General features: G+C 71.3%; 22 protein-coding genes and 1 tRNA gene. 14 read left to right on the forward strand and 9 right to left on the reverse strand.

Features of this window, described 5'->3' with window-relative positions:
* Window positions 1-90 precede the first annotated feature (90 nt).
* The 3 genes from Q2K20_RS07100 to Q2K20_RS07110 form a co-directional block, all read right to left on the reverse strand.
* A complete protein-coding gene (locus Q2K20_RS07100; RefSeq protein WP_069390252.1) occupies window positions 91-1,041 on the reverse strand; it encodes an acyl-CoA thioesterase in 951 nt (316 codons plus the stop codon).
* A 120-nt stretch (window positions 1,042-1,161) separates the two neighbouring features.
* A complete protein-coding gene (locus Q2K20_RS07105) occupies window positions 1,162-2,766 on the reverse strand; it encodes an MDR family MFS transporter (protein ID WP_069390253.1) in 1,605 nt (534 codons plus the stop codon).
* Entirely contained in the window at window positions 2,763-3,500 is a 738-nt protein-coding gene (locus Q2K20_RS07110) for a TetR family transcriptional regulator (RefSeq protein WP_269501191.1), read from the reverse strand. The genes Q2K20_RS07105 and Q2K20_RS07110 overlap by 4 nt, the downstream gene beginning before the upstream one ends.
* A 112-nt stretch (window positions 3,501-3,612) precedes the next feature.
* On the opposite strand from Q2K20_RS07110, the gene Q2K20_RS07115 reads away from it, so the two are divergent.
* Window positions 3,613-3,685 (forward strand) — tRNA-Glu (locus tag Q2K20_RS07115).
* 76 nt (window positions 3,686-3,761) lie between these two features.
* Window positions 3,762-4,625: an ABC transporter substrate-binding protein gene (locus Q2K20_RS07120; RefSeq protein ID WP_269501192.1), complete on the forward strand. Its 864-nt coding sequence runs from the start codon at window positions 3,762-3,764 to the stop codon at window positions 4,623-4,625.
* A 26-nt stretch (window positions 4,626-4,651) separates the two neighbouring features.
* Here Q2K20_RS07120 and Q2K20_RS07125 read toward each other — a convergent pair whose 3' ends face one another.
* Window positions 4,652-5,353, reverse strand: coding sequence for an IclR family transcriptional regulator (locus Q2K20_RS07125; RefSeq protein WP_067717512.1), 702 nt, complete (start codon window positions 5,351-5,353; stop codon window positions 4,652-4,654).
* Between the two features lie 68 nt (window positions 5,354-5,421).
* On the opposite strand from Q2K20_RS07125, the gene leuC reads away from it, so the two are divergent.
* From leuC to Q2K20_RS07140, 3 genes are all read left to right on the forward strand, one after another.
* On the forward strand, window positions 5,422-6,888 hold the full coding sequence (gene leuC, locus Q2K20_RS07130) for a 3-isopropylmalate dehydratase large subunit (protein WP_269501197.1): 1,467 nt from the start codon (window positions 5,422-5,424) through the stop codon (window positions 6,886-6,888).
* 6 nt (window positions 6,889-6,894) lie between these two features.
* Complete coding sequence (gene leuD / locus Q2K20_RS07135) at window positions 6,895-7,491, forward strand: 3-isopropylmalate dehydratase small subunit (RefSeq protein WP_096905295.1); 597 nt, start codon at window positions 6,895-6,897, stop codon at window positions 7,489-7,491.
* A 134-nt stretch (window positions 7,492-7,625) separates the two neighbouring features.
* Window positions 7,626-8,006: an HU family DNA-binding protein gene (locus tag Q2K20_RS07140; protein ID WP_067717527.1), complete on the forward strand. Its 381-nt coding sequence runs from the start codon at window positions 7,626-7,628 to the stop codon at window positions 8,004-8,006.
* A 22-nt stretch (window positions 8,007-8,028) separates the two neighbouring features.
* Here Q2K20_RS07140 and Q2K20_RS07145 read toward each other — a convergent pair whose 3' ends face one another.
* The 3 genes from Q2K20_RS07145 to cofC are packed head-to-tail and all read right to left on the reverse strand — an operon-like array spanning window position 8,029 to window position 11,743.
* Entirely contained in the window at window positions 8,029-8,934 is a 906-nt protein-coding gene (locus Q2K20_RS07145) for an NUDIX hydrolase (protein ID WP_096905296.1), read from the reverse strand.
* A complete protein-coding gene (locus Q2K20_RS07150) occupies window positions 8,931-11,027 on the reverse strand; it encodes an RNA degradosome polyphosphate kinase (RefSeq protein ID WP_096905297.1) in 2,097 nt (698 codons plus the stop codon). The genes Q2K20_RS07145 and Q2K20_RS07150 overlap by 4 nt, the downstream gene beginning before the upstream one ends.
* Window positions 11,024-11,743 carry a 2-phospho-L-lactate guanylyltransferase gene (gene cofC, locus Q2K20_RS07155; RefSeq protein ID WP_067717535.1) on the reverse strand — a complete coding sequence of 240 codons (720 nt, stop codon included), beginning with the start codon at window positions 11,741-11,743 and terminating at the stop codon, window positions 11,024-11,026. Before cofC ends, Q2K20_RS07150 begins: the two co-directional genes overlap by 4 nt.
* 111 nt (window positions 11,744-11,854) lie before the next feature.
* Between cofC and Q2K20_RS07160 the strand changes: the two genes are divergently transcribed.
* Together Q2K20_RS07160 and Q2K20_RS07165 are read left to right on the forward strand one after the other, a co-directional pair.
* Window positions 11,855-12,853: an NAD(P)H-dependent glycerol-3-phosphate dehydrogenase gene (locus tag Q2K20_RS07160; protein ID WP_069388469.1), complete on the forward strand. Its 999-nt coding sequence runs from the start codon at window positions 11,855-11,857 to the stop codon at window positions 12,851-12,853.
* Window positions 12,854-12,863: 10 nt separating this feature from the next.
* Window positions 12,864-13,970: a D-alanine--D-alanine ligase family protein gene (locus Q2K20_RS07165; RefSeq protein WP_268092211.1), complete on the forward strand. Its 1,107-nt coding sequence runs from the start codon at window positions 12,864-12,866 to the stop codon at window positions 13,968-13,970.
* Window positions 13,971-14,000: 30 nt separating this feature from the next.
* Here Q2K20_RS07165 and Q2K20_RS07170 read toward each other — a convergent pair whose 3' ends face one another.
* Window positions 14,001-14,621, reverse strand: coding sequence for a DUF3515 domain-containing protein (locus Q2K20_RS07170; RefSeq protein WP_259820601.1), 621 nt, complete (start codon window positions 14,619-14,621; stop codon window positions 14,001-14,003).
* Window positions 14,622-14,745: 124 nt separating this feature from the next.
* On the opposite strand from Q2K20_RS07170, the gene thiL reads away from it, so the two are divergent.
* Genes thiL through Q2K20_RS07185 form a run of 3 tightly spaced genes read left to right on the forward strand, consistent with a single transcriptional unit; the run spans window position 14,746 to window position 16,969 of the window.
* Window positions 14,746-15,723 carry a thiamine-phosphate kinase gene (thiL, locus tag Q2K20_RS07175; protein WP_253001909.1) on the forward strand — a complete coding sequence of 326 codons (978 nt, stop codon included), beginning with the start codon at window positions 14,746-14,748 and terminating at the stop codon, window positions 15,721-15,723.
* Between the two features lie 10 nt (window positions 15,724-15,733).
* Window positions 15,734-16,255, forward strand: coding sequence for a gamma carbonic anhydrase family protein (locus Q2K20_RS07180; protein ID WP_067717980.1), 522 nt, complete (start codon window positions 15,734-15,736; stop codon window positions 16,253-16,255).
* Window positions 16,256-16,258: 3 nt separating this feature from the next.
* A complete protein-coding gene (locus Q2K20_RS07185; RefSeq protein ID WP_120283522.1) occupies window positions 16,259-16,969 on the forward strand; it encodes a uracil-DNA glycosylase in 711 nt (236 codons plus the stop codon).
* A gap of 35 nt (window positions 16,970-17,004) precedes the next feature.
* On the opposite strand, the gene Q2K20_RS07190 is transcribed toward Q2K20_RS07185, so the two are convergent.
* The gene (locus tag Q2K20_RS07190) at window positions 17,005-17,799 is read right to left on the reverse strand and encodes an enoyl-CoA hydratase/isomerase family protein (protein ID WP_067717547.1); all 795 of its coding nucleotides are present in this window, start codon (window positions 17,797-17,799) and stop codon (window positions 17,005-17,007) included.
* A gap of 127 nt (window positions 17,800-17,926) precedes the next feature.
* Here Q2K20_RS07190 and Q2K20_RS07195 point away from each other — a divergent pair, with 127 nt between their 5' ends.
* The 4 genes from Q2K20_RS07195 to coaD are packed head-to-tail and all read left to right on the forward strand — an operon-like array spanning window position 17,927 to window position 23,038.
* On the forward strand, window positions 17,927-19,645 hold the full coding sequence (locus tag Q2K20_RS07195; RefSeq protein WP_269501209.1) for a DAK2 domain-containing protein: 1,719 nt from the start codon (window positions 17,927-17,929) through the stop codon (window positions 19,643-19,645).
* Window positions 19,642-21,933 carry an ATP-dependent DNA helicase RecG gene (gene recG / locus Q2K20_RS07200; RefSeq protein WP_317176758.1) on the forward strand — a complete coding sequence of 764 codons (2,292 nt, stop codon included), beginning with the start codon at window positions 19,642-19,644 and terminating at the stop codon, window positions 21,931-21,933. The genes Q2K20_RS07195 and recG overlap by 4 nt, the downstream gene beginning before the upstream one ends.
* A gap of 20 nt (window positions 21,934-21,953) precedes the next feature.
* Complete coding sequence (gene rsmD / locus Q2K20_RS07205; RefSeq protein ID WP_269501214.1) at window positions 21,954-22,568, forward strand: 16S rRNA (guanine(966)-N(2))-methyltransferase RsmD; 615 nt, start codon at window positions 21,954-21,956, stop codon at window positions 22,566-22,568.
* Window positions 22,565-23,038, forward strand: coding sequence for a pantetheine-phosphate adenylyltransferase (gene coaD / locus Q2K20_RS07210; RefSeq protein WP_159148772.1), 474 nt, complete (start codon window positions 22,565-22,567; stop codon window positions 23,036-23,038). Before rsmD ends, coaD begins: the two co-directional genes overlap by 4 nt.
* Window positions 23,039-23,131 lie beyond the last annotated feature (93 nt).

Genomic DNA, 23,131 nt, shown 5'->3' on the forward strand with positions numbered 1-23,131 from the left:
CAACGCTCCGGGCGCCTTCCTCGTTGCGGGGGACGGGGGCGGAGTCCAGGGTCGCGGCCGGCCGTCGGCCCCCCGCATGCCGGTCGCCGTTCAGGCCGGGGCCCGGACCGGCCCGGTCACCCTGCCCCGCCCGCGGAGGCGGATGAGATGGCGGGCGTGCTCGTCCAGTGCGTGGTCCTCGGCGGACACCGGGGCCCACCGGGGCACCGGGGTGGGTCTTCCGTCCGGCCCGAGTGCCGCACAGACGGTCAGGCAGTGGGTGGTGAGCGTCCTCTCCGGAGAGGTGGCCTCTCCGGAGCTCACATGGACCGAGACGTGCATGGTCTCGTGACCCGTGTGCAGCAGACGGGCCTCCACCTCCACGACGTGGCCGATCTTCACCGGGTGGTAGAACCGGACACCGCCGGCGTACACCGAGGTGCAGGGGGTACCCGACCACCGGGTGGCGCAGAGGTTCGCCGCGTCGTCGATCCAGGACATGATGCGCCCGCCGTGCGCGTTGCCGCCCCAGTTGACGTCCCCGGGTGCCGCGAGGAACCGCAGGGTCGAACGAGGCGCTGTGCCCGCGGCGGAATAGGTCTGCTCCGCCATCGCCCGTTCGATGTCCTTGCGCAGCCCGATGCGCATGACCGCCTCGTCGGACTCGTGGACCTCCAGGCGGGACGCGGGCGTCCAGGGAGGTACGGGGGTGGGCGCGCCGTCGCGGACGGCGATGAAGACCACGAGGCACTCGGCGCAGTGCCGGTAGTCCAGCGTCACGGGATCGCAGGCCCGGACGTCGCACTGGATGTGCATCGACGTCGAACCCGTGTGGACGAGTCGGGCCGAGACCTCGATGAGTTCGCCGGAGACGACCGGGCGGGAGAAGCGGATGTTCCCGACATAGGCGGTGACGGCGTATCCGCCGGACCACCCCGCCGCCAGGGCGTAGGCGGCCTTGTCGATCCACTCGAGGATGCGGCCGGTGTGCACCTGCGTGCCCGTGCCGACATCGGTGGGCGCAGCGAGGAACCGCAGGACGGTCTGACGAGGTGTGGTCACGCTCCGCACGCTAGTGACGGCGCGTGACGGGACGGTTGCCGCGCGTACGGATTCCGTGACGGACTCCTCACCCCCGCGCCGACGGACGGTGAGCCGGGACGCGGGGGCGTGGGAGGAGAATCAGTCCACCGTCTCTTTGAGGGTGTCCTCGCGCACGAACAGCAGCAGCACCGTGGCGACCAGGATGAGCGGCACCACGACGTGGTAGATCGGCACCAACGCGTCGTTGTAGGAACTGACGATCGCGTCGTGCAGGGGCCCGGGCAACGCGGCCAGGATCTCCGGGCTCATGGAGTTGGCCGCACCCGAACCGTTCGAGAAGGTCTCGGCCACCGCGGCGCCCTCGGGACCGAGTTCCGCGGCCGCGGCGGGGACCCGCTCGCCCATGAGATCGGCGAGCCGGCTGACGAACAGCGAACCCACGATCGCCGAACCCATGGTGCCGCCGATCTGGCGGAAGAAGTTGTTGGACGCCGTGGCGGTGCCGACCATCGTGATCGGGAAGGTGTTCTGCACGATCAGCACGAGCAGTTGCATGCACAATCCGAGACCGAAGCCGAACACGAACAGCACCACGCCCAGGTGCACCAGGGTGTCTCCGGCCTCCAGCGAACCGATGAGCCACAGGCCCGCGGCCATGATCACGGTGCCGACCACCGGGTACCACTTGTAACGGCCGGTCCGGCTGACGATGTTGCCCACGATGATGGACGTGCCCATCATGCCGGCCATCATCGGCGTCATCATCAGTCCGGCGGCGGTGGGGCCGAGCCCGTGGACCATCTGGATGTAGGTGGGCAGGTACGCCATGCAGCCGAACATCGCGACACCGACCAGGAGCCCGGCGCCGGTCGAGAGCGAGAAGTTCCGCTCGGCGAACAGCGTCATGGGGATCAGCGGGTGTTCCGAGCGCAACTCGACCAGGACGAACGCGACCGCGCACACGACGAACAGGGTGCCCATGCCGAGGATCATCGGGTCCGTCCAGTCGTACCGGTTTCCGCCCCAGGAGGAGATGAGGATCAGAGCGGTGGTGCCGGTGGCCATGAGGACCGTGCCGGGCCAGTCGGTTCGTCGACCGGCGCCACGATTCGGCAGGCGGAGCCAGACCACGGCCACGACGAGGGCGACCAGGCACACGGGGAGGTTGAACCACAGGGCCCAGCGCCAGCCGGGGCCCTCGGTGAAGAACCCGCCGAGCAGGGGGCCCAGAACGGAGGACAGTCCGAAGACGGCGCCCAGCACGCCCATGTACCGGCCGCGCTGCCGGGCGGGGACGACGTCGGCGACGATCGCCTGGGAGAGCACCATGAGACCACCGCCACCGAGGCCCTGGATCGCGCGGGCCACGATGAGCAGGTCGATGTCCCACGCGACCGCCCCCAGAAGAGAGCCCGCGGAGAACAGGAGGATCGCGGTCACGAAGAGCGGCTTGCGGCCGATCTGGTCGCCGAGTTTGCCGTAGACCGGCAGGCCGATCGTCATGGTGAGCAGGTAGACGGTGATGACCCAGCTCATCCGCTCGACCCCACCGAGGTCGGCCACGATGGTCGGCAGTGCCGTGGCGAAGATCATCTGGCCCAGGGAGACGATGAGCATCCCGAGCAGCAGGGAGGTGAACACCAGCGGCACGTTGTGGGTCACCGGCGCCGGAGCCGCGGAGGTCGTTGTTCCCGGATCGGCGCCGGGGGAGGGCGCGGTAGTGCGGATATCGGTTTCGCTCATGCGGGACTCCCGGCGGGATGTGAGGCGGAGGGTGCGGTGGGCGCCGTGGCGGGGGGTGCGGTGGTGTCGGGTGCGGTGGTGTCGGGTGCACCGGCGAGCAGGGCGAGTTGCCGCAACGCGGTGGCGCAGTCACCGTCGAGGTCCTCGAAGGTGGCGGAGTCGCGGGCGAGCCACGCGGACAGCCCGAGGTTCGCCGATGCCGCGACCAGGGCCACGCAGGCCCGGGCCTCGGCCTCGACCGCCACCCCGGCCAGCCGACGCAGCGACGGGTGCCGGTCGAGGTGCACGATGACCAGGTCGGTCAGTCGGAGTTGGAAGCGCGACGAGGCGGTCATCCGCGCGGCCGCCAGCTCGGGCTCGGCGCGGAAGACGGCCCGGCGGCGCTGGGCCAGCGTGGCGGTCTGGTCCCTGTCGGCGGTACGGGTCGCCGCGAAGGCGGCGAGGTAGAGACGGAGTAGCGCGTCGAGAACGCCCTCCTCGCCGCGGTCGAGGAAGGCGGCGCGGTCGGCCTCGGAGACGTCCTCGGGCGTGGCGCCGATGACGGCGGCCTCCTTGGAGGGCACGTAGTTGAAGAACGTCCGCTTGGAGATCTCGGCGGCGGCGCAGATCTGGTCGACCGTCACCGCGTCGAAGCCGTACTCGAGCACCAGGGAGGTCGCCGCGTTCTCGATGGACACCATGGTCGCGCGACGCTTTCGGTCGCGCAGCGAGTCGGGGTCGGGGGGAGAGGACATGCCGGTCACGATAGCCGCTTACTTCACCGAGTGCATCTTTACACCCGGTGCACGGGGTGATGTCGCGATTTGGTTCGTCGTCCACCATCCGGATATAGTGGTCGAGCGCCAAGCCCCCGTCGTCTAGCGGCCTAGGACGCCGCCCTCTCACGGCGGTAGCGTGGGTTCGAATCCCATCGGGGGTACAGGGGAGATGTCCCGGTTCGTCGGCAACGACGAGCCGGGACATCTCGCATTTGTGGCCGTGGCAGGATCACCGGGGTGACCTCTCGCCGTGACCTCCTCCGCCTGGCCGTCGGTGGCGGGTTGACCCTCGCGGGGCTCACCGCGTGCGGCCCGGGAGGGGGGTCGACGACGACGACGACGACGACACCGGCTCCGACGGCGAGCGACCCGCTGGCTCCCCCCAGTCCGATCCGTACCCCCACACCGGACGCTCCGCCACGCCGCCTCATCGCGCTCTCCTCGGCCGACCTCGACGTCCTGCACGCCCTCGACCGTGAGCCCACCGCCGCGTGGGCCGTCGACGGGACGGGCCCGCGACCGTGGCGCGACCACCCGGCACCGCCGTCGCCGGAGTGGGACGGCCCCGGACTGCCGAGCCTGCGGTCGCTGCTGCCGTTCGGGGTGGACGCGTTCGTCCTGGTCGCGGCCGACGTCACCGGGCCCGAGCTCCGTGGGTACGAGCAGCTCGCCACGGTGATCGTCGACCCGCAGGGGAGACCCGGGTGGCGGGACCACCTCGATCTCGTGGCCGGGGCCGTCGACCGCGATCCCACCCCGGCAGCCGAGACGGCCAAGAAGGCGCTCGAGGAGTGGTCGGAGGGGCAGCGTCGCCTCGGGGTGGACGCCCTCGTCGTCGTCATCGGCACCGGCGCGCGGCCCGACACCCCCGTCGCCACCCTCGCGGCGACGTCGCCACTCGGCGCCGAGATCCGTGCGCTGGGCTTCGACGTGGACTCGCGCCCCGACCCCGTTCCGTACCGGGACCTCCGGCGGCCGGGCCTGCAGGTGGTGCGGGTGGACCCGCGCGACGACGATCTCGTGGCCGCGGCGCGCCAACCAAGCGTGGCCAGCCTGCCATGGGCGCTCGAGCGGCTCACCCGCGGCCGGCGGCCCGCGTAGGGCCGGCGCGGCGGCGTCCCTGTCGACTAGAGCCGTTTGTGGATCGCATCGGCGGCGGCGAGCAGATCGGCCGCCCACTTCACGCCGGGGCGGCGACCGATGCGGTCGACCGGGCCCGACACGGAGATCGCGGCGACCACCGTGCCGGCGGCATCCCGGATTGGCGCGGAGATCGAGGCCACGCCCGCCTCCCGCTCGGCGACCGACTGCGCCCAGCCGCGCCGCCGGACGTCGGCGAGCTGGCGCTCGGTGTACGTGGCGTCGGCGAGCAGGGTGCGCTGGGTGGCGGGGTCGGCCCACGCCGCCAACACCTTCGCGCCCGAGCCCCGTGTCATGGGCAGGATCGCCCCGACGGGCACCGTGTCCCGCAGTCCCGTCGGTGGTTCCGCGGAGGCCACACAGATCCGGCGGTCACCGTCGCGCCGGTACACCTGCACGCTCTCCTCGGTCACCTCGCGCAGGCGGGGCAGCACGGAGGACGCGGCCTCGGCCAGGGAGTCCGACACGTGCGCGGCGAGCTTGGCCAGACCGGGCCCCAGGCTCCACACCCCGGCGTCGTCACGGGAGAGGAGTTGGTGGATCTCGAGCCCCACCGCGAGCCGGTGGGCGGTCGCGCGAGGCAGGCCCGTCCGCTCGCAGAGGTCGGCCAGGACGCACGGTTGCTCGGCCACGGCGTGGAGCACCGTCATCGCTTTGTCGAGGACCCCGATCCCGCTATACTGTCTCACAGTTCGACTATATCGTCCTACATGGTGAGAATCCATCGGATCCCATCAGGACGTGGAGTGGAGGCGTGATGAACGAGACCGTGTCCGGCGGCGCGCGACCGCGGACCCTGGCCGAGAAGGTCTGGGACGACCACGTGGTGGTCGAGGGCGAGGGCGAGGGCGGGTCCCGGGGGCCCGACCTGCTGTTCATCGATCTCCACCTCGTCCACGAGGTCACCAGCCCTCAGGCCTTCGACGGTCTCCGCCTGGCCGGACGCCGGCTCCGCCGCCCGGACCTGACCCTGGCGACCGAGGACCACAACGTCCCGACCGACATCGTCGGCGGCGCGGTCAACCTCATCGCCGACCAGACCTCGCGGATCCAGATCGAGACGCTGCGTTCCAACTGCGAGGAGTTCGGTGTCCGGCTGTACCCGATGGGCGACCTCGAGCAGGGGATCGTCCACGTCGTGGGTCCGCAACTCGGCCTGACCCAGCCGGGCATGACCGTGGTATGCGGTGACTCGCACACCTCGACGCACGGGGCGTTCGGTTCCATCGCGATGGGCATCGGCACCTCCGAGGTCGAGCACGTCATGGCCACCCAGACGCTGGCCCTGCGCCCGTTCAAGACCATGGCCGTCACCGTCACCGGCGAGCTGCAGCCCGGCGTCACCGCCAAGGACCTCATCCTGGCCGTCATCGCCCAGATCGGCACCGGCGGCGGGCAGGGCTACATCATCGAGTACCGCGGCGAGGCCATCGAGAAGCTGTCGATGGAGGCGCGGATGACCATCTGCAACATGAGCATCGAGGCCGGTGCCAGGGCCGGCATGGTCGCCCCGGACCAGATCACCTACGACTACCTGCGCGGTCGCCCGCACGCGCCCGCGGGTGACGAGTGGGACGAGGCCGTGCGGTACTGGGACGGGCTCCGGACCGACGAGGACGCGGTGTTCGACACCGAGGTCGTCATCGACGGTGCCGCCCTCACCCCCTTCGTCACGTGGGGCACCAACCCCGGCCAGGGCGTGCCCCTGGGTGCGGCCGTCCCCGACCCCGAGTCGTTCACGGACGAGAGCGCGCGCATCGCCGCCGAGAGCGCACTGGAGTACATGGACCTCGAGGCCGGCACCCCCATGCGGGACGTGCCGGTGGACGTCGTGTTCGTCGGCTCGTGCACCAACGGTCGCATCGAGGACCTGCGCGCCGTCGCCGAGGTCGTCGACGGTCACACGGTGGCCGACGGGGTCCGGATGCTCATCGTGCCCGGCTCCATGCGCGTGCGCGAACAGGCCGAGGCGGAGGGGCTGGACAAGGTCTTCACCGCCTTCGGCGCCGAATGGCGCCAACCCGGCTGTTCGATGTGCCTGGGCATGAACCCGGACTCGTTGCTGCCGGGCCAGCGGTGCGCGTCCACATCGAACCGCAATTTCGAGGGCCGCCAGGGCAAGGGGGCCCGCACCCATCTGGTCAGTCCGTCGGTCGCCGCGGCCACCGCGGTGCTCGGACACTTCGCCTCACCCGTCGACCTCGAGCCCGCGAAGGGGGCCTGACACCTCATGGAGCCGATCACCACCCACACCGGCATCGGCGCCCCGCTGCGCCGCTCCAACGTGGACACCGACCAGATCATCCCGGCCGAGTACCTCAAGCGCGTCACGCGCACCGGCTTCGAGGACGGACTCTTCTCCTCCTGGCGGGGAGGCGAGCCCGACTTCGTCCTCAACCGGGCGCCCTACGACCGCGCCTCCGTCCTGGTCGCCGGACCGGACTTCGGAACCGGGTCCTCGCGCGAGCACGCAGTGTGGGCCCTGATGGATTTCGGGTTCCGTGTGGTCATCTCCTCGCGGTTCGCCGACATCTTCCGCGGTAACTCGGGGAAGTCCGGTCTCGTGGCCGCCCAGGTCGAGCAGGAGAACGTCGAACTCCTGTGGAAGGTCATGGACGAGCGACCGGGTATCGAGCTGACCGTCGACCTGGGGTCGCGCACCGTCACGGCCGGTGACGTCACGGTACCGTTCGACATCGACGACAACACCCGGTGGCGTCTCATGGAGGGGCTCGACGACATCGGCCTCACGCTGCGCGAAGCCCACCGGATCGAGGAGTTCGAGAGTCGGCGGCCCGCGTTCAAGCCGGTCACGACCCCGCGCTGATCGTGGGATAAGAAGTCGTTTCGGAGCAACCTCCGAAACACCCCCGTGTGGCGAAACCATGTGAGTATGCTTATGTCTAGTTCGGCGCGGACAGGTACCGCGCCCGCATACCTCACCCGAAGGGGGATCCCCACGTGAACAAAGCCGACCTGATCGCCGAACTGGCGGACCGGATGGGCGGAGATCACCAACTCGCCACCGAGGCCCTGGAGAACACTCTCGACATCATCGTCCGGACCGTCGCGTCCGGGGAATCCATCACCATCATGGGTTTCGGCATCTTCGAGAAGAAGTCCCGTGCGGCCCGGGTCGCCCGTAACCCCCATACCGGCGAGTCGATCCCGGTACCGCCGACCCACTCACCGGTGTTCCGGCCGGGCCAGTACTTCAAGTCCGTCATCCAGGGCACCGAGTCGCTCCCCGAGGACCGGCTCGCCGCGAAGCGCTCCAGCTCCCACCAGTCGTTCGGGGGCCTGCGCAAGAATGGTGTGAACCACCGCGAGAAGGTCAGCTGACCGACCGGCCCGCTACCGCAGCTCAGAACAGCGGTAGCGGGCTGGGGTAGTAGTCGGCGTAGGTCGGCCGCGTGCCGTCGAACCCCAGGGCCCACACGCCGGCCTTCTTGGTGGCGGCCTCGCCGACGTCGATGTCGGTCGAGCCCGCCAGGTCCCGGATCATCCCGGGGATGGCGGTTCCCTGCGAGGACACCACGGCGACGCCGTCGCCCGGGGCGATCGCGGCCAGCCGGGCCACGGCGGCTGCCGGGTCGTCGAGGTACGCCTCGTCGCTCAGCGCCGGTTCGATCGCGATCCCCACCCCGAGCTCGTCCGCCAGTGGCGCGAGTGTCTGTTCGCACCGGACCCTGGGCGCGCTGTACAACCGGGTCACGCCGAACGCCCGGAGCATCGGCACGAGCATCTCGGCCTGCGCCCGTCCGGACTTGTCGAGGGGACGCAGGTCGTCGTTCCCGCTCCACTGGCTCCTGCTGCCGGCCTTGGCGTGCCGGACGACGAGCAGGGTCTTTCCCTCGGGCGGGGCCGCGCAGAAGCGGGTGAGGATCTTACGGTCCAACGGGTAGGAGACCAGATCCTTGGCCTGCTCCACCGGGAGCCACCGGATCTCGTCGACCTCCGAGTTCGGCTCGAAGGTCCCCTCGCGGGCCATCGCCGACCAGTACGTGACCTCCTTGCGGGTGTTCTCCTTGAGGGGGTAGCCGGTGGTGCCGATGCGGGACTGCAGGACGGCGGTGAATCCCGTCTCCTCGGCGATCTCCCGGACAGCGGTGACCGGCAACGATTCGCCCGCGTCGACCTTGCCCTTGGGCAGGGACCAGTCGTCGTAGCGCGGGCGGTGGACCACCGCACACAGGCGCGAGTCGCCGTCCGTGAGGTACAGGACCGCACCCGCCGCCGGCACCACCCGGACCGTGGCCTTCTTGCTCATCGGTCCCGGAATCCCGCGTGCAGTGAGGCCGACCGCTCCTGATGGTCGACCGACTCGGCCCAGTCCTCCGGGGCGGGCATACGGGCCCAGCTGGCGTCGTGCCGGAGATGGAAGCTGCGCGTGGCCGGATCGAGGGCCGAGTCGAAGATGCGGTGGATCTGGGCCTTGAGCCGGGGATCGGTGACGGTGACCATCACCTCTACGCGGCGGTCCAGATTGCGGTGCATCATGTCCGCACTGCCGATGAGGGCCTCGTCGGCGCCCCGGAAGTGCAGGATCCGGGAGTGCTCGAGGAAGCGCCCGAGAATCGAGCGGACGTGGATGTTCTCGCTCAGGCCGGGGACGCCCGCCCGGAGGGAACAGATGCCACGGACCACGATGTCGACCGGAACCCCGGCCTGGGATGCGCGGTACAGGGCATCGATGACCTGCTCGTCGACCAGGGCGTTCGCCTTGAGCCGGATACCGGCCTCGCGTCCCTCGGCGGCCAGCTCGATCTCGCGGTCGATCCGCTCGACGATCCCCGACCGGATGCCCTCCGGCGCCACGAGGAGGCGGCGGTACTTGCTCACGTTGGAGAACCCGGTCAGGTGGTTGAACAGATCCGTCAGGTCCGACACGACGTCCTCGTCGGCGGTGAACAGGCCGACGTCCTCGTACAGGCGCGCCGTCTTGGGGTTGTAGTTGCCGGTACCGATGTGTGCGTAGCGCTGGAGCCGGTCGCCCTCCTTGCGCACCACGAGGCAGGTCTTGCAGTGGGTCTTCAGGCCCAGGAGGCCGTACACGACGTGGACTCCGGCCTGCTCGAGTTCGCGGGCCCACCGGATGTTGTTCTGCTCGTCGAAACGGGCCTTGATCTCCACCAGCGCGACGACCTGTTTGCCGGCCGCGGCGGCATCGACCAGCGCGTTGACGATGGGGGAGTCGCCGGAGGTCCGGTACAGGGTCTGTTTGATCGCCAGGACGTCGTCGTCGGCAGCGGCCTGCTCGATGAACCGCTGGACCGTGGTGGCGAACGACTCGTAGGGGTGCTCGACGAGGACGTCGCCCTCCTGGAGGGAGGCGAAGATGTTGCGGGCCGTCTCCCTCTCACCGAACGCCGGGGGAGTGGCCGGCACCATGGGCGGGTCCTTGAGATCCGGCAGGTCCAGCCCGTGGATCTGCCAGAGCCCCGTGAGGTCCAGCAGGCCCGAGAACCGGATGACGTCGGCCGAGTCCACGTCGAGCTCACGCTGCAGGATGCGGAGCATCCGCGGGGTGGTGTCCTCCGCGATCTCCAGCCGCACGGCCGATCCGAAGCGCCGGCGGGCGAGTTCGCGCTCGAGTGCCTGCAGCAGGTCCTCGTCGCGGTCCTCCTCGACCTCCATGTCCGCGTTGCGGGTCACCCGGAACACGTGGTGCTCGACGACCTCCATGCCCTGGAACAGATCCTGGAGGTGCGCGGCGATGATGTCCTCGGCGGGGACGAACGCGTACTCGTCCGGGCCGCCGCGGTCGACCCGGACGAAGCGCGGGACGTTGTGCGGGATCTTCACCCGGGCGAAGTGCTCCTGGCCCGAGTCCAGGTCGCGGATGATCACCGCGAGGTTCAGGCTCAGCCCGGAGATGTACGGGAACGGGTGGGCGGGATCCACAGCGAGGGGCGTGAGGACGGGGAAGATCGAGTTACGGAACAGCTCCGCGAGGGTGAAACGTTCCTCGGCCGTGAGGTCGGCCCAGGGCAGGATCCGGATCCCGTGCTCCTCCAGCGCCGGGCGGATCTCGTCCTCGAACAAGCGGGTCTGTTCGTCGCACAGTTCCCGCGTCCGTCGGCTGATGCGGCCCAGCTGTTCGGCGGGGGTCTGGCCGTCCGCGGAGCGTACGGACAGTCCCGTCTTGTCGCGGCGCTGGAGACCGGCCACGCGGACCATGTAGAACTCGTCGAGGTTCGAGGCGAAGATCGCGAGGAACTTGGCTCTCTCCAGCAGCGGGAGGTCCTTCTCCCCGGCGAGTGCGAGGACCCGGGCGTTGAAGTCGAGCCAGCTCAGTTCGCGGTTGAGGTAGCGGTCGCGGGGCCGGGGCAATCCCTGGAGGGCGGTCGGTTCGGCGGTCACGGGACCATTGTGGCCGATACCCCGGTCGCGTGGGCGAGGAGGCGGACGGAGGGGTCACGGAGGGCCCCGGCGGTGGCGGGACCGACGGACCGCCCCGGCAACCTCGCGAGATCCTCCGGGACGTCGACATCCCGGGCGGCGGCGGCCAGATCGCCCACCGCCGCGATCTGTACCGCGCCGCCCTCGTCGCGGTACCGGGCGGCCGAATCGACACCGAACCGGCAGACACGGGGAGCGGGCGCGCCCGTCCAGAACGCCATCGTGGTCCCGGCTCCGCGGTGGTCCGTGACCGTGGCGTGCGGGTGCCGGCCGGCGATGTCCAGGATCCGCGCGAGGTGCTCGGGTCGCAGTTCCGGGAGATCCGCCGCGACCACTCCGACCGGACCCGGGACGTCGGCGAGTGCGTTGTCCAGGGCGAAATTGAGGGGGTCACCGTGGCGGGGGTCCGTACGGGCGGGTTCGTCGACGAACTCCGCCCCCGCCCCCGAGGCCAGTTCCTCCACACGGGGGTCGGCGGAGACGACGCGAACGCGGGCGACTCCCGGGGTCTCCCGGCAGGCGGCCAGGACGTCCACGGCCATCGCCACCACGAGAGCCCTCCTGCCGTCCGCGGTGAGTGCGGGCACCAACCGGCTCTTGGCGCGCTCGAGCGCCTTGACGGGGACGACGATCGTCCACCCGTCAGCCGTCGACCCGCCGTGCCCCGCTGTGCTCATCGCCCGCCATCCTGCCAGCCGGGCCTCACGAGCGTCCTCCGCCGGGTAGCGTTTGACCACGATCCGCCTGAGGGTGGCGGTCGGGAGCAGGTCGACGGTCGGGAGGCGATGATGGCGCGGATCGCGGTGATGGGTGCGGGGTCCTGGGGGACTGCGGTCGGCAAGGTTCTCGCCGACGCCGGATCCGAGGTCGTGATGTGGGCCCGTCGGGACGAGGTGGCAGCCGGGATCAACGACGCGCACTGCAACTCCAAATACCTCCCCGGCATCGTGCTGCCGGCGACGGTCACCGCGTCGACCGACCCGGCGCGGGTCCTGGCCGGCGCCGAGGAGGTCGTGCTGGCGGTCCCGTCCCAGAGTCTGCGGGGCAACCTCGAGCACTGGGTCGACCACCTCGAGCCGGAGGCCGGGGTGATCTCGCTGGCCAAGGGCATCGAGACAGGGACCCTGATGCGCATCAGCGAGGTCGTCGCGGAGGTCACCGGGCTCGACGATCGCCGGATCGCCGCGCTGTCCGGCCCCAACCTCGCGAGGGAGATCGCGGAGGGGCAGCCCGCGGCGACCGTGATCGCCTGCACGGACGACGAGCGCGCGGCCCGGCTCCAGGACGCCTTCTCCACGCCCTACTTCCGCCCGTACACCAACACCGACGTCGTGGGCTGCGAGATCGGTGGCGCCACCAAGAACGTCATCGCCCTCGTGTGCGGCATCGCCACCGGGATGGGGCTGGGCGACAACACCATGGCCACCCTCGTCACCCGAGGGCTGGCCGAGACCACCAGGCTCGGCGTGGCGCTGGGCGCCAACCAGATGACCTTCGCGGGGCTGGCGGGCCTCGGGGACCTCGTGGCGACCTGCACCTCGCCCCTGTCCCGCAACCGGACCTTCGGCGAGCGTCTGGGCAGGGGAGAGACCCTGGAACAGGCCCAGCAGGCCACCAACGGTCAGGTCGCCGAGGGGGTCAAGTCGTGCACGTCGATCCGCGAGCTGTCCCGTAGGGTCGGGGTGGAGATGCCGCTGACGGAGGCGATCCACGAGATCTGTCACGAGGGGGGCGACGCCGTCGAGGTGGCGGTGCGCCTCATGAGGCGGAGCACCAAGCCCGAGTAGCCTCGGCCCGGTGAATCGCATCACCGTTGCCGTCCTCTACGGCGGTCGCAGCTCGGAGCACTCAGTGAGCTGCGTCTCCGCCGGCGCCGTCATGTCGCACCTCGACCCCGCGATCTATGAGGTCATCCCCGTCGGGATCACCGAATCCGGGACGTGGACGCTCGGCCCGGAGGACGTGTCCGACCTGCGGATCGTCGATCGCAGCATGCCGGTCGTCGACCCGCACCGCCCCGGGGTCGCACTGGGGCTGTCCACCGACGACCGCGGGGTGCTGCGGTTCTCGGGCGGTGACCGGGCCGGGGAGGAACTCGCTCGGGTGGACGTCGTCTTCCCCGTCATGCACGGCACCCACGCGGAGGACGGGACCGTCCAGGGGTTGCTCGAACTCTCGGGCATCCCCTATGTCGGCCCGGGCGTGTTCGCCAGTGCCGCCGGCATGGACAAGGAGTTCACCAAGGTCGTCCTCGGCGCAGCGGGCCTGCCGATCGGTCAGCAGGTCGTGCTCCGGCCGGGCACCGCGACGCTCCCGGCGCCGGACCTCGACCGCTTGGGGCTTCCCTTGTTCGTCAAGCCGGCCCGCGGCGGCTCGTCCATCGGCATCACCAAGGTGTCGCGGGCGGAGGAACTCGATGCGGCGATCACCGAGGCGCGACGCTTCGACCCGAAGGTGATCGTCGAGGCCGCGATAGTCGGACGCGAGGTCGAGTGCGGGGTCCTCGAGTACCCCGATGGCCGGGTGGAGGCGAGTCTGCCCGCCGAACTGCACATCCCCGGCGAGCCCACCGGCGGGGAGGGTGGGACCGAGGGTGACGCCTTTTACGATTTCGACACCAAGTACCTCGACGACGTGACCACCTTCGACCTGCCCGCCGATCTGTCGGACGAGGAGACCGGGCGACTGCGCGCACTGGCGGTGGAGGCGTTCCACGCGTTGGAAGCCCGGGGGCTGAGTCGGGTGGACTTCTTCGTCACCGCCGACGGGCCGGTGATCAACGAGGTCAACACCATTCCCGGGTTCACCCCGATCTCCATGTACCCGCAGATGTGGGCGGCGACGGGCGTCGACTACCCGACCCTGCTCGACACCCTGGTGCGGACCGCACTCGCCCGCGGCTGAGACGGCCGCACCCCGGCCCCGTCGGCCGGGTCAACCGATCGGTGCGGGGTCCGGCTCGACGGCCTCGAGGCTCGCGGTGAGCGCGTCGGAGAGATCCTGGATCGGGCCGGTTCCACTGCCGTCGGGCAGTGTCACCGCGACGAACTGCGGACGGTCGACGGCGACCCAGGTCGACGCGGTGACCGCCGGGTCCGGATCGGGCTCGTTGAACCACTGGACGCCGTTGACCTCCTGCAGGCCCACCCCCACCGTGAAGGTCGGCGGAGCCGGCAGTCCGCAGCGGACGATCACCGGTTCGGCATCGGGCATCCGGTATGCCGCCGTCCCCTCCGGCGCCGGTTCGGCCAGAGCGACGCGGCCGGCCTCCCCGAGGGACTCCGGGAGCGACTCGATCAATGCGGCGCACTCGTCAGACCCGGCTCCGGGCGAGGGGATGGGCACCGCGGCCACCGGCTCGCTCGCGGCCGCCTCCGTGGCCTCCTCACCCACCGAGCGGAACAGCACCAACACGACGGCGAGCATGACCAGCGGGACGACCACCGCGAGGACCACCACGATGGTCGACACGGGGACCGCCCGCGCACCCGGGGTACCGGTGTCCCGCGGGCCGGCGTCATACCGCCCGGCCGGGTCCGAATCCGTCGAAGCCACGTCGTGTCGTCCTTCCTCCCACGATCGGCCGCCGACTCAGGCGGCCGCTAACCTGACGGCAACGCTACAGACCCCCGCCGGTGTGCCCGGCGACGAGACACCACGGGAAGCAGAGGTGGCCGCCGTGTCCGACCGCGCCCTCACCGTCGCCGAGGCGGGCGAGGCCGCGGTGCTCGCCGTCCTGAGCGGCGCGGCCGGGCACGCCGTGGACGACCCGGTCGGCAACGGCGACGACGCCGCGGTCCTGGGACCCGCCGCCGCCACCGTGGTCACCACCGACATGCTCGTCGAGGGCACCCACTTCCGTCTCGACCTCACCGGCTGGGGCGACGTGGGCAGGCGCGCGGTGGCGCAGAACGTCTCCGACGTCCTGGCGATGGGGGCCGAGTGCACACGTGTCCTGGTCGCCCTCGCCGTACCGGCCGCGACGACGATGGGGCAGATCGCGGACCTTGCGGAGGGTGTTCACGGGGAGGCCGCGCGATCCGGCGCCGTCGTGGTCGGCGGGGATCTCACCAGAGCGGACCTCGTCGTCGTCGGCGTGACGGCGATCGGCACCCTCCCGGACGGCGCCCGCCCCCTGCGGATCGACGGGGCGGAGCCCGGCGACACGGTCGCGCTCACCGGCGCGCCCGGACGCTCGGCCGCCGGGCTGGCGCTGCTCCTGGCCGGGCACGCCGACGGCCCGCTCCAGCGGTCGCACCGGGTACCCGTACCGCCGATCGGCTCCGGCACCGCCGCCCGGCTCGCAGGCGCGCGGGCTCTCACCGACGTCAGCGACGGGCTGCTGCGCGACCTGTCGGGGCTCGCGCGGGCATCGGGCGTCGCGGCCGACCTCGTCACCGACGCGCTGCCCGTCGACCCGGTCCTGGCCGAGGCCGCGGGAACACTGGGCGTCGCGGACCCCGGGCGTCAGGTGCTGGACTGGGTCCTCGACGGTGGCGAGGACCACGGACTGCTCGGGACGTTCCCACCCGGGGCGGTGATCCCGCCCGGGTTCACGGCGATCGGCACCGTCCGGTCGGGAGAACCCGGCCTGGTCACCCTCGACGGTGAGCCCCGCACGCCGGGAGGCTGGGACTCCGCCCGCGGCGCGAACTAGGGTGATCCGCATGGCTGTCTACGCACTGGGAGACCTCGAACCCGACATCGCACCCGACGCCTGGGTGCACCCCGATGCGGTGGTCATCGGCCGGGTGACACTCGGCGCCGGCGCCTCGGTGTGGCCCACCGCCGTCCTGCGCGGCGACTACGGGCGCATCGAGATCGGCGCGATGAGCAATATCCAGGACGGCACGATCGTCCACTGCACGGCCACCGAACCGACGATCATCGGTGAACATTGCGTGGTGGGCCACAACGCGCACATCGAGGGGGCCACCATCGGGAACGGCGTCCTCATCTCGTCGGGCTCGATCGTGCTCAACGGTTCCGTGATCGGGGACGGGGCGGTCGTGGCCGCCGGCTGCCTGGTCCCGCCCCGGTTCGACCTCCCCGCCCGACGCATGGCGATGGGGACGCCGGCGAAGATCCGCGAGGGCGTCGAGGTGGACCCCGCGATGCTCGAGGGCAACACACAGATGTACCACGACAACGCCATGCGCTACCGCGCCGACCTGCGTCGGCTCGACTGACCGGTGGACGACCGACACACCCCGCCCGCACCGTTGTCCGACCTCCTCGACCCCGGCTGGGCACGCGCGCTCGCGCCGGTCGAGGAACGGATCCACCGGATGGGTGATTTCCTCCGCGCAGAGAACGCGGCGGGCCGGGGATACCTCCCCGCCGCCGACCGGGTGCTGCGCGCGTTCACCCAGCCGTTCGACGACGTGCGCGTGCTGATCGTGGGGCAGGACCCGTACCCGACGCCCGGCCACGCGGTCGGACTGAGCTTCGCGGTGAATGGCGACGTGCGTCCGCTCCCGCGAAGCCTGGTCAACATCTATCGCGAGTACACCGACGACCTGGGACTGGCGGCCCCCGGCCACGGCGACCTCGGGGCCTGGAGCCGGGCAGGGGTCCTGTTGCTCAACAGGGTGCTCACCGTCGCGCCCGGGGAGCCCGCCTCCCACCGCCGCAAGGGGTGGGAGGAGGTCACCGGGCGGGCGATCGAGGCCCTGGTCGAGCGGGATCGCCCGATGGTGGCGATCCTGTGGGGGCGCCATGCGCAGTCGCTGGCGCCGATGCTGGGGGACACCCCCGTGATCGCGTCCGCGCACCCCTCGCCGCTCTCGGCGTCGCGCGGGTTCTTCGGCTCACGGCCGTTCAGCCGCGCCGACGAGGAACTGAGGCGACTCGGTGCCGAGCCGATGGACTGGCGACTGCCAAAGGATCCGCTACAGATGTAGCGGACCCGGCCGGTCCACGACGTGGCGTTCCCGGCTCAGCCCCGTCCGAACTCCGGACGGCGTTTGGCGACGAACGCATCCACGCCCTCGATGCCGTCCGGCGAGACGGCGAGGCGGGCGATCGACTCGCGCTCGGCGTCGAGTTGATCCGACAGCGTGGCGTTCTCGGAGGCACGCAGGAGCGCCTTCGCGGCGGCGTGGGATTCGCGCGGTCCGGCCGCGAGACGCACAGCCAGAGACCGGGCGGCCTCCCGGACGTCGCCGTCGACGAAGGTCGTGAGCACGCCCAACTGGAAGGCGCGCTCACCGTCCATCGGCTCGTTGCCGAGGATGAACGCCCGCGCCGCGGGCTGACCGACCGCGCGCGGCAGGCGCCACGACATCCCTCCGTCCGGCGACAGCCCGATGCCCGGGTAGGCCGCGAGCAGTCGGGTGTCGGGCCCGCCGACCGAGAAGTCCGCGGCCATGGCCAGCGAGGCGCCGGCGCCGGCCGCCCACCCCGCGACCGCGGCGACCACGGGCACGGTCACCTCGTCGAGCATCCGGACGACCCCGTGCAGCCGGTCCGCGAGCTCCCGCACGTGCTCCGAACGGTCCTCGGCCGCGGCGAAGCCCGGGACGTTGCCGCCGTTGCAGAAATTCTTGCCCAGGCCCACCAGCAGGACCGACCCGGCGTCGATCTCGCCGTCGAGGAGCGCACGGAGGGCGATGGCCGCCTGGTCGACCGCGTCGGAATCGAGTGAGTTGCCCTTGCCCTCCAGCGAGACCGGGAGCGTGAGTACCCCGTCGGTGAGAGTGACGAGGGGGGTGGCGGTGAGGTCTGCGGTCATCGTGGTGCTCCCGGGTCGTGTCGGCCGTCTCGGCTAGTCGGACGGCTGTCGAGTGCAGAGGGTACTAGGCTTGGCCGGGCCGACAGGGAAGATGGCCGCAGGGGTGGGCGCGCGGTGAGGAGGGGTGATGACGCAGGAGTCGACACGTGTCGAGGAACGTCCGTCGACCCTCGACGCGCACGGGCTGCTCACGTGGGCCCGGCGGTGCGTCGAGCAGCTCGCCGCCCGCCGCGAGGAGATCAACGCCCTCAACGTCTTCCCGGTCCCCGACGCCGACACCGGAACGAACCTGCTCTACACCATGCGGGCGGCCGTGGACCGGGCCGAGGGCGAGGACGCGTGGATCTCCGAGGGCGGGGGCACCGCCGGCGCCCGCGAGATCGCCGTCGCGCTGGGCCACGGGGCCGTGCACGGTGCGCGGGGGAACTCCGGCGTGATTTTATCGCAGGTGTTGCGGGCGGTCGGCGAGGCGGCGACCTTCACCGTGGTCGACGCCTCCACCTACCGGCGCGCACTGCGGACCGCGGTGACCCTCGTGGACCACGCGTTGAGCGAGCCGGTCGAGGGGACCATCGTCACGGTTCTGCGGGAGGCCGCGACCGCGGCCGGACGGTCCTCCGCCTCCTCGTTGGTCGAGGTGGCCCGCGTGGCCGCCGACGCCGGCGCCGAGGCGCTCGACAGGACCACGTCACAACTGCCCGCGCTGAGCAGGGCCGGCGTCGTCGACGCCGGCGGGCGTGGGCTGCTCGTCCTGCTGGACGCCATGGTCGAGATCCTGGCGGGTCAGACCCCCGAACGGCCGGACTACTTCATCCCGAAGGACGGCGCAGAGGCGTCGTCAACGCCCGGGCACGATACGGACGAACCGCACGAGGACGCCGGGACCCGCTACGAGGTGATGTATTCCCTCACCCACTCCGACGACGCGCGCGCCGACGAGCTGCGGACCGCACTCCGGATGGTGGGAGACAGCGTGGGTGTCGTCGGCGACGGTGGCTCCGGAGCCAACGCCAGGTGGGCGGTGCACGTCCACACCGACGACATCGGCGCCGCGATCGAGGCGGCCCTGTCGCTCGGGCGGGTCACCGAGATCCGGGTGACCGACATGCTCGACCCCGCGGGCGATCGACCCGGGCAGCACCGGGCCCACGACGCCGGGGACCCGCACGGTTCGGACCAGCGAACCGGCGACCCCGGGCTGCGCAAGGTCATCGCCATCGTGCCGGAGGGGCCTCTGGCCGACCTGTTCTCCGAGGCCGGGGCGGAGACCGTCGACCCCGGGGACGACGGGGAGGGCGTGATCGACGCGGTGCTCGCCGTCGACGCCGACGAGCTCCTCGTCCTCCCCAACGGCGAACTGTCCCGCGACCAGATCGGCGCGATCGACGCCGCGCTGCGCGACGGCGAGGGTCACGCACTGATCCTGCCGACCGGATCCGTGGTCCAGGGCCTGGCCGCCCTGGCGGTGCACGACCCCACGACCACCCTGTCGCTGGACGGGTTCTCCATGGCCGACGCCGCGGCCGGGACCCGGCACGCCCACCTGATCCGGGCGGAGCAGGACGCGCTGACCCTGGTGGGTCGGTGCACCGCCGGCGACCTGCTCGGCGTGGTGGGGCACGACGTCGCACTGATCGAGTCCGACGCGGTCGACGCGGTGTGTGCGCTCGTCGACCGGGTGCTGTCCTCCGGAGGCGAACTCGTCACCGTACTGTTCGGTGACGCCTACGACGAGGCGGCGACCGAGTCGGCGCTGTCCCGCGTGCGGTCTTCCCACCCCGACATCGAGGTGGTCGGGTACGCCGCCGGCCCCGGGCGGGCCGTGGCCCAAGTCGGCGTCGAATGACCTCTCTGGCCACCACGGACACCCCGCTCGCCGAGGTCCTCGACCCCGGGCTGGCGGAGCGCATCACCGCCGCGTTCGGGCACCGCAGCGTCGGCGACCTGTTGCACACTCTGCCGCGCCGCTACCGGCAGCACGGGCAGCGCTACGACAAGCGGGAACTGGTCGACGGCGAGCGGGTCACGGTGATCGGCAAGGTCACCACCGCGCAGAACCGCACCTACCAGACCAAGCAGCGGCAGACGCGGGAGATGCTCACGCTGACGGTGGAGGACGGCGACACCACGTTCCGGGTCGTGTTCTTCGCCGGGCGCAAGATCAAGTTCATGCTCCCGGTGGGGACGCTGGCGATGTTCGACGGCACCGTTTCCCGCTTCCGCCGGTCACTGGACCTCAAGCATCCCGAGTTCCTCGTCCTGCGTCCGGTGACCGGCCCCGGCGGCCAGCTCAAGGGGTCCGGCGACCTCGCGGCGCTGGCCCGCCTGGCCGCGGAGATCGACGCCGAGGGCGGACCGAGCCTGTTCGACCGGCCACTGCTGCCCGTGTACGCGGCCAAGGAGGGGGTCACCTCCTGGGACCTGCTCGGCGCGGTGGTCACCACCCTGCGGGCGTTGGTGCCGGTGGTCGACCCGCTCGACGACACGGTCCGGTCGGTGGCGGGCCTCATGGACCTCGACGAGGCACTGCGTAAGGCCCACCTACCCGAGAACTCCCGGGACAAGGATCGGGCCGGGTACCGGCTGCGCTTCGACGAGGCACTCGCGCTGCAGTTGCTGCTCGGCGCCAGGCGCCGGTTCGTCGCGCGGGACCCGGCGCCGGCCAGCCCGGTGCGCGGGGACGGGCTCTGCGCGGCCATGGAGGCCCGGATGCCGTTCGAGCTCACCGGCGGACAGGCGTCGGTACTGGAGGAGATCTCGGCGGACCTGACCCGTGACGAGCCCATGAACCGGCTCCTGCAGGGCGAGGTCGGCTCGGGCAAGACCGTGGTGGCGTTGTTGGCGATGCTCCAGGTGGTCGACGCCGGGCGGCAGTGCGTGATGCTGGCCCCCACCGAGGTCCTGGCGGTCCAGCACCACCGTTCACTGACTGCGATGCTCGGCGATCTCGGTGAGCGCGGCAGGTTGGGAGCGGCCGAGCAGGCCACCCGCGTGGTGTTGCTCACCGGGTCGATGTCCACGGCCCAGCGGCGCGCGGCCCTGCTCGACATCGTCACCGGGGAGGCCGGGATCATCGTGGGGACCCACGCGTTGATCCAGGACACGGTGGACTTCTTCGACCTCGGCCTGGTGGTGGTCGACGAGCAGCACCGCTTCGGCGTTCGGCAACGCGACCGACTGCGCGCCAAGGGGCGCGAGGGACTGGTTCCCCACCTGTTGGTGATGACCGCGACCCCGATCCCGCGGACCATCGCCATGACCGTGTTCGGGGACCTGGAGGTGTCCGAGCTCCAGGAGCTCCCCGGGGGGCGTCGCCCCATCTCCACCTCCGTCGTCCCGGCGAGGGAGAAGCCGCGGTGGCTCCAGCGGACCTGGGAGCGGGTGCGCGAGGAGGTGGAGGCCGGCCACCGTGCGTACGTGGTGTGCGCGCGGATCGACGCCGACGACCCCGAGAAGGGCGGCGGCGCCGACAAGGGGGGCGCCGACAAGGGGGGCGACGACGACAACGGCAGCGACCGACCGCCGTTGGCCGCTGCCGTGGACCTGCACGAGCACCTCTCCACCGGGCCCCTGGCGGGACTGAGGATCGGACTCATGCACGGCCGACTCCCGCCGGAGGAGAAGGACGCCGCCATGGCGGCGTTCGCGGCCGGCGCTCTCGACGTCCTCGTCTCCACGACTGTGATCGAGGTCGGTGTGGACGTTCCCCAGGCCACCGTCATGGTGGTCATGGACGCCGAGCGCTTCGGCGTGAGTCAGCTGCACCAGTTGCGTGGCCGCGTCGGTCGGGGCGGACTGCCCGGCCTGTGCCTGCTGGTGACCAACTCCCGCACCGGGGGTCGCTCGATGGAGCGGCTCGATGCCGTGGCGGCCACGACGGACGGCTTCGTGCTGGCGCAGTTGGACCTGGTGCAGCGCCGCGAGGGCGATGTCCTCGGGGACGCCCAGTCGGGTGCCCTCTCGGCGTTGCGGTTGCTGTCGGTGGTGGACGACGGTGAGGTGATCGAGATCGCCCGGCGCCACGCCGAACAGATCCTGGAGTCCGACCCGGGGCTGCACGCCCACCCGGCGCTCGCGGAGCGGGTCCGCCGCCTGGCCGGTTCCGAGGAATCCGACTACCTGTTCAGATACTGACCCACGACCACAGGGAAGACATGACCCGCATCATCTCCGGCCGCCTACGCGGGCTGACGATCACCGTGCCGCCGGCCGGCACCAGGCCCACCACGGACCGTGTCCGCGAGGCGCTCTACAGTGCCATCGGAAGTCGGGTCGACCTGGACGGCGCCGCCGCTCTCGACCTGTTCGCGGGCTCCGGCGCACTCGGGCTCGAGGCTGTCTCCAGGGGAGCCGACGTGGCGTGGTTCGTCGAGGAGAACCAGCGCGCGGTGGCGTGCCTGAAGAAGAACACGGCGGGCGCGTCGTCGTCGTTGTCGTCGTCGTCGTCCTCATCGTCGTCGTCCCCGCTCCGCCTCACCGTGAAGCGCGCGGCGTTACCCGCCGCGGTCCGTGGCCGGTGCCCCCTCGAGGGCGGATTCCACCTCGTCCTGGCCGACCCCCCGTACGAGCGGTCAGCGGAGCTGGACGAACCGGTGCTGGAGGCCCTGCTCGCCGGGGGGTGGCTCGCGGAGGACGCGCTCGTCGTGTGGGAGCGGTCGAAGCGGGACCCGGCCGTGCGGTGGCCGGGCGGGTACGAGGTCGTGTTCGAGCGCACCTACGGCGAGACCGCCGTGGAGATGGCCCGGCGTGTTGATACGGTCGCCCCATGACCACCGTCGTGTGCCCAGGCTCCTTCGATCCGGTGACCCTCGGGCACCTCGACATCATCCGGCGAGCCGCCGCGCTGTTCGACGACGTGATCGTGTGCGTGGTCGCCAACCCCAACAAACAGGGCACCTTCTCGATCGACGAGCGCAAGGCGATGATCGACGAGGTCTGCGTCGACATTCCCGGGGTGCGGGTGGACAGCTTCTACGGACTGCTCGTGGACTACTGCCGCGATCAGGGTGCCACCGCGGTGATCAAGGGCCTGCGCGACTCCACCGACTACGACTACGAGTTGCCGATGGCCCACATGAACCGTTCGATCGCCGAGATCGACACCGTCTTCCTGCCCACCCGGGCCGACCTGGCGTTCGTCTCCTCCTCGCTGTGCCGCGAGGTCACCCGACTCGGCGGCGACGTGTCCCACCTGCTGCCGGAGCCGGTCGCCCGCGCCCTGACGGAGCGCCTGGGCTGACGGGGAGGGGCGGGGCAAGCGGCGTCGGCCCGCCGGACCTACCGGACACACCGCCCACGCACCGACCCGGCGACCTGTGTTGCGGGCACACTG

This window comes from Dietzia sp. IN118 (genome assembly GCF_032905965.1).
In the GTDB taxonomy this organism is placed as follows: Bacteria; Actinomycetota; Actinomycetes; order Mycobacteriales; family Mycobacteriaceae; genus Dietzia; species Dietzia kunjamensis.

Excerpts from the sequence above, each read along its gene's own strand:
- Q2K20_RS07105 (WP_069390253.1), bottom strand. The coding sequence starts at position 2,766 with ATGAGCGAAACCGATATCCGCACTACCGCGCCCTCCCCCGGCGCCGAT.
- Q2K20_RS07110 (WP_269501191.1), bottom strand. The coding sequence starts at position 3,500 with ATGTCCTCTCCCCCCGACCCCGACTCGCTGCGCGACCGAAAGCGTCGC.
- leuC (WP_269501197.1), top strand. The coding sequence starts at position 5,422 with ATGAACGAGACCGTGTCCGGCGGCGCGCGACCGCGGACCCTGGCCGAG.
- leuD (WP_096905295.1), top strand. The coding sequence starts at position 6,895 with ATGGAGCCGATCACCACCCACACCGGCATCGGCGCCCCGCTGCGCCGC.
- Q2K20_RS07145 (WP_096905296.1), bottom strand. The coding sequence starts at position 8,934 with ATGAGCAAGAAGGCCACGGTCCGGGTGGTGCCGGCGGCGGGTGCGGTC.
- cofC (WP_067717535.1), bottom strand. The coding sequence starts at position 11,743 with ATGAGCACAGCGGGGCACGGCGGGTCGACGGCTGACGGGTGGACGATC.
- Q2K20_RS07160 (WP_069388469.1), top strand. The coding sequence starts at position 11,855 with ATGGCGCGGATCGCGGTGATGGGTGCGGGGTCCTGGGGGACTGCGGTC.
- Q2K20_RS07180 (WP_067717980.1), top strand. The coding sequence starts at position 15,734 with ATGGCTGTCTACGCACTGGGAGACCTCGAACCCGACATCGCACCCGAC.
- Q2K20_RS07190 (WP_067717547.1), bottom strand. The coding sequence starts at position 17,799 with ATGACCGCAGACCTCACCGCCACCCCCCTCGTCACTCTCACCGACGGG.
- Q2K20_RS07195 (WP_269501209.1), top strand. The coding sequence starts at position 17,927 with ATGACGCAGGAGTCGACACGTGTCGAGGAACGTCCGTCGACCCTCGAC.
- recG (WP_317176758.1), top strand. The coding sequence starts at position 19,642 with ATGACCTCTCTGGCCACCACGGACACCCCGCTCGCCGAGGTCCTCGAC.
- rsmD (WP_269501214.1), top strand. The coding sequence starts at position 21,954 with ATGACCCGCATCATCTCCGGCCGCCTACGCGGGCTGACGATCACCGTG.
- coaD (WP_159148772.1), top strand. The coding sequence starts at position 22,565 with ATGACCACCGTCGTGTGCCCAGGCTCCTTCGATCCGGTGACCCTCGGG.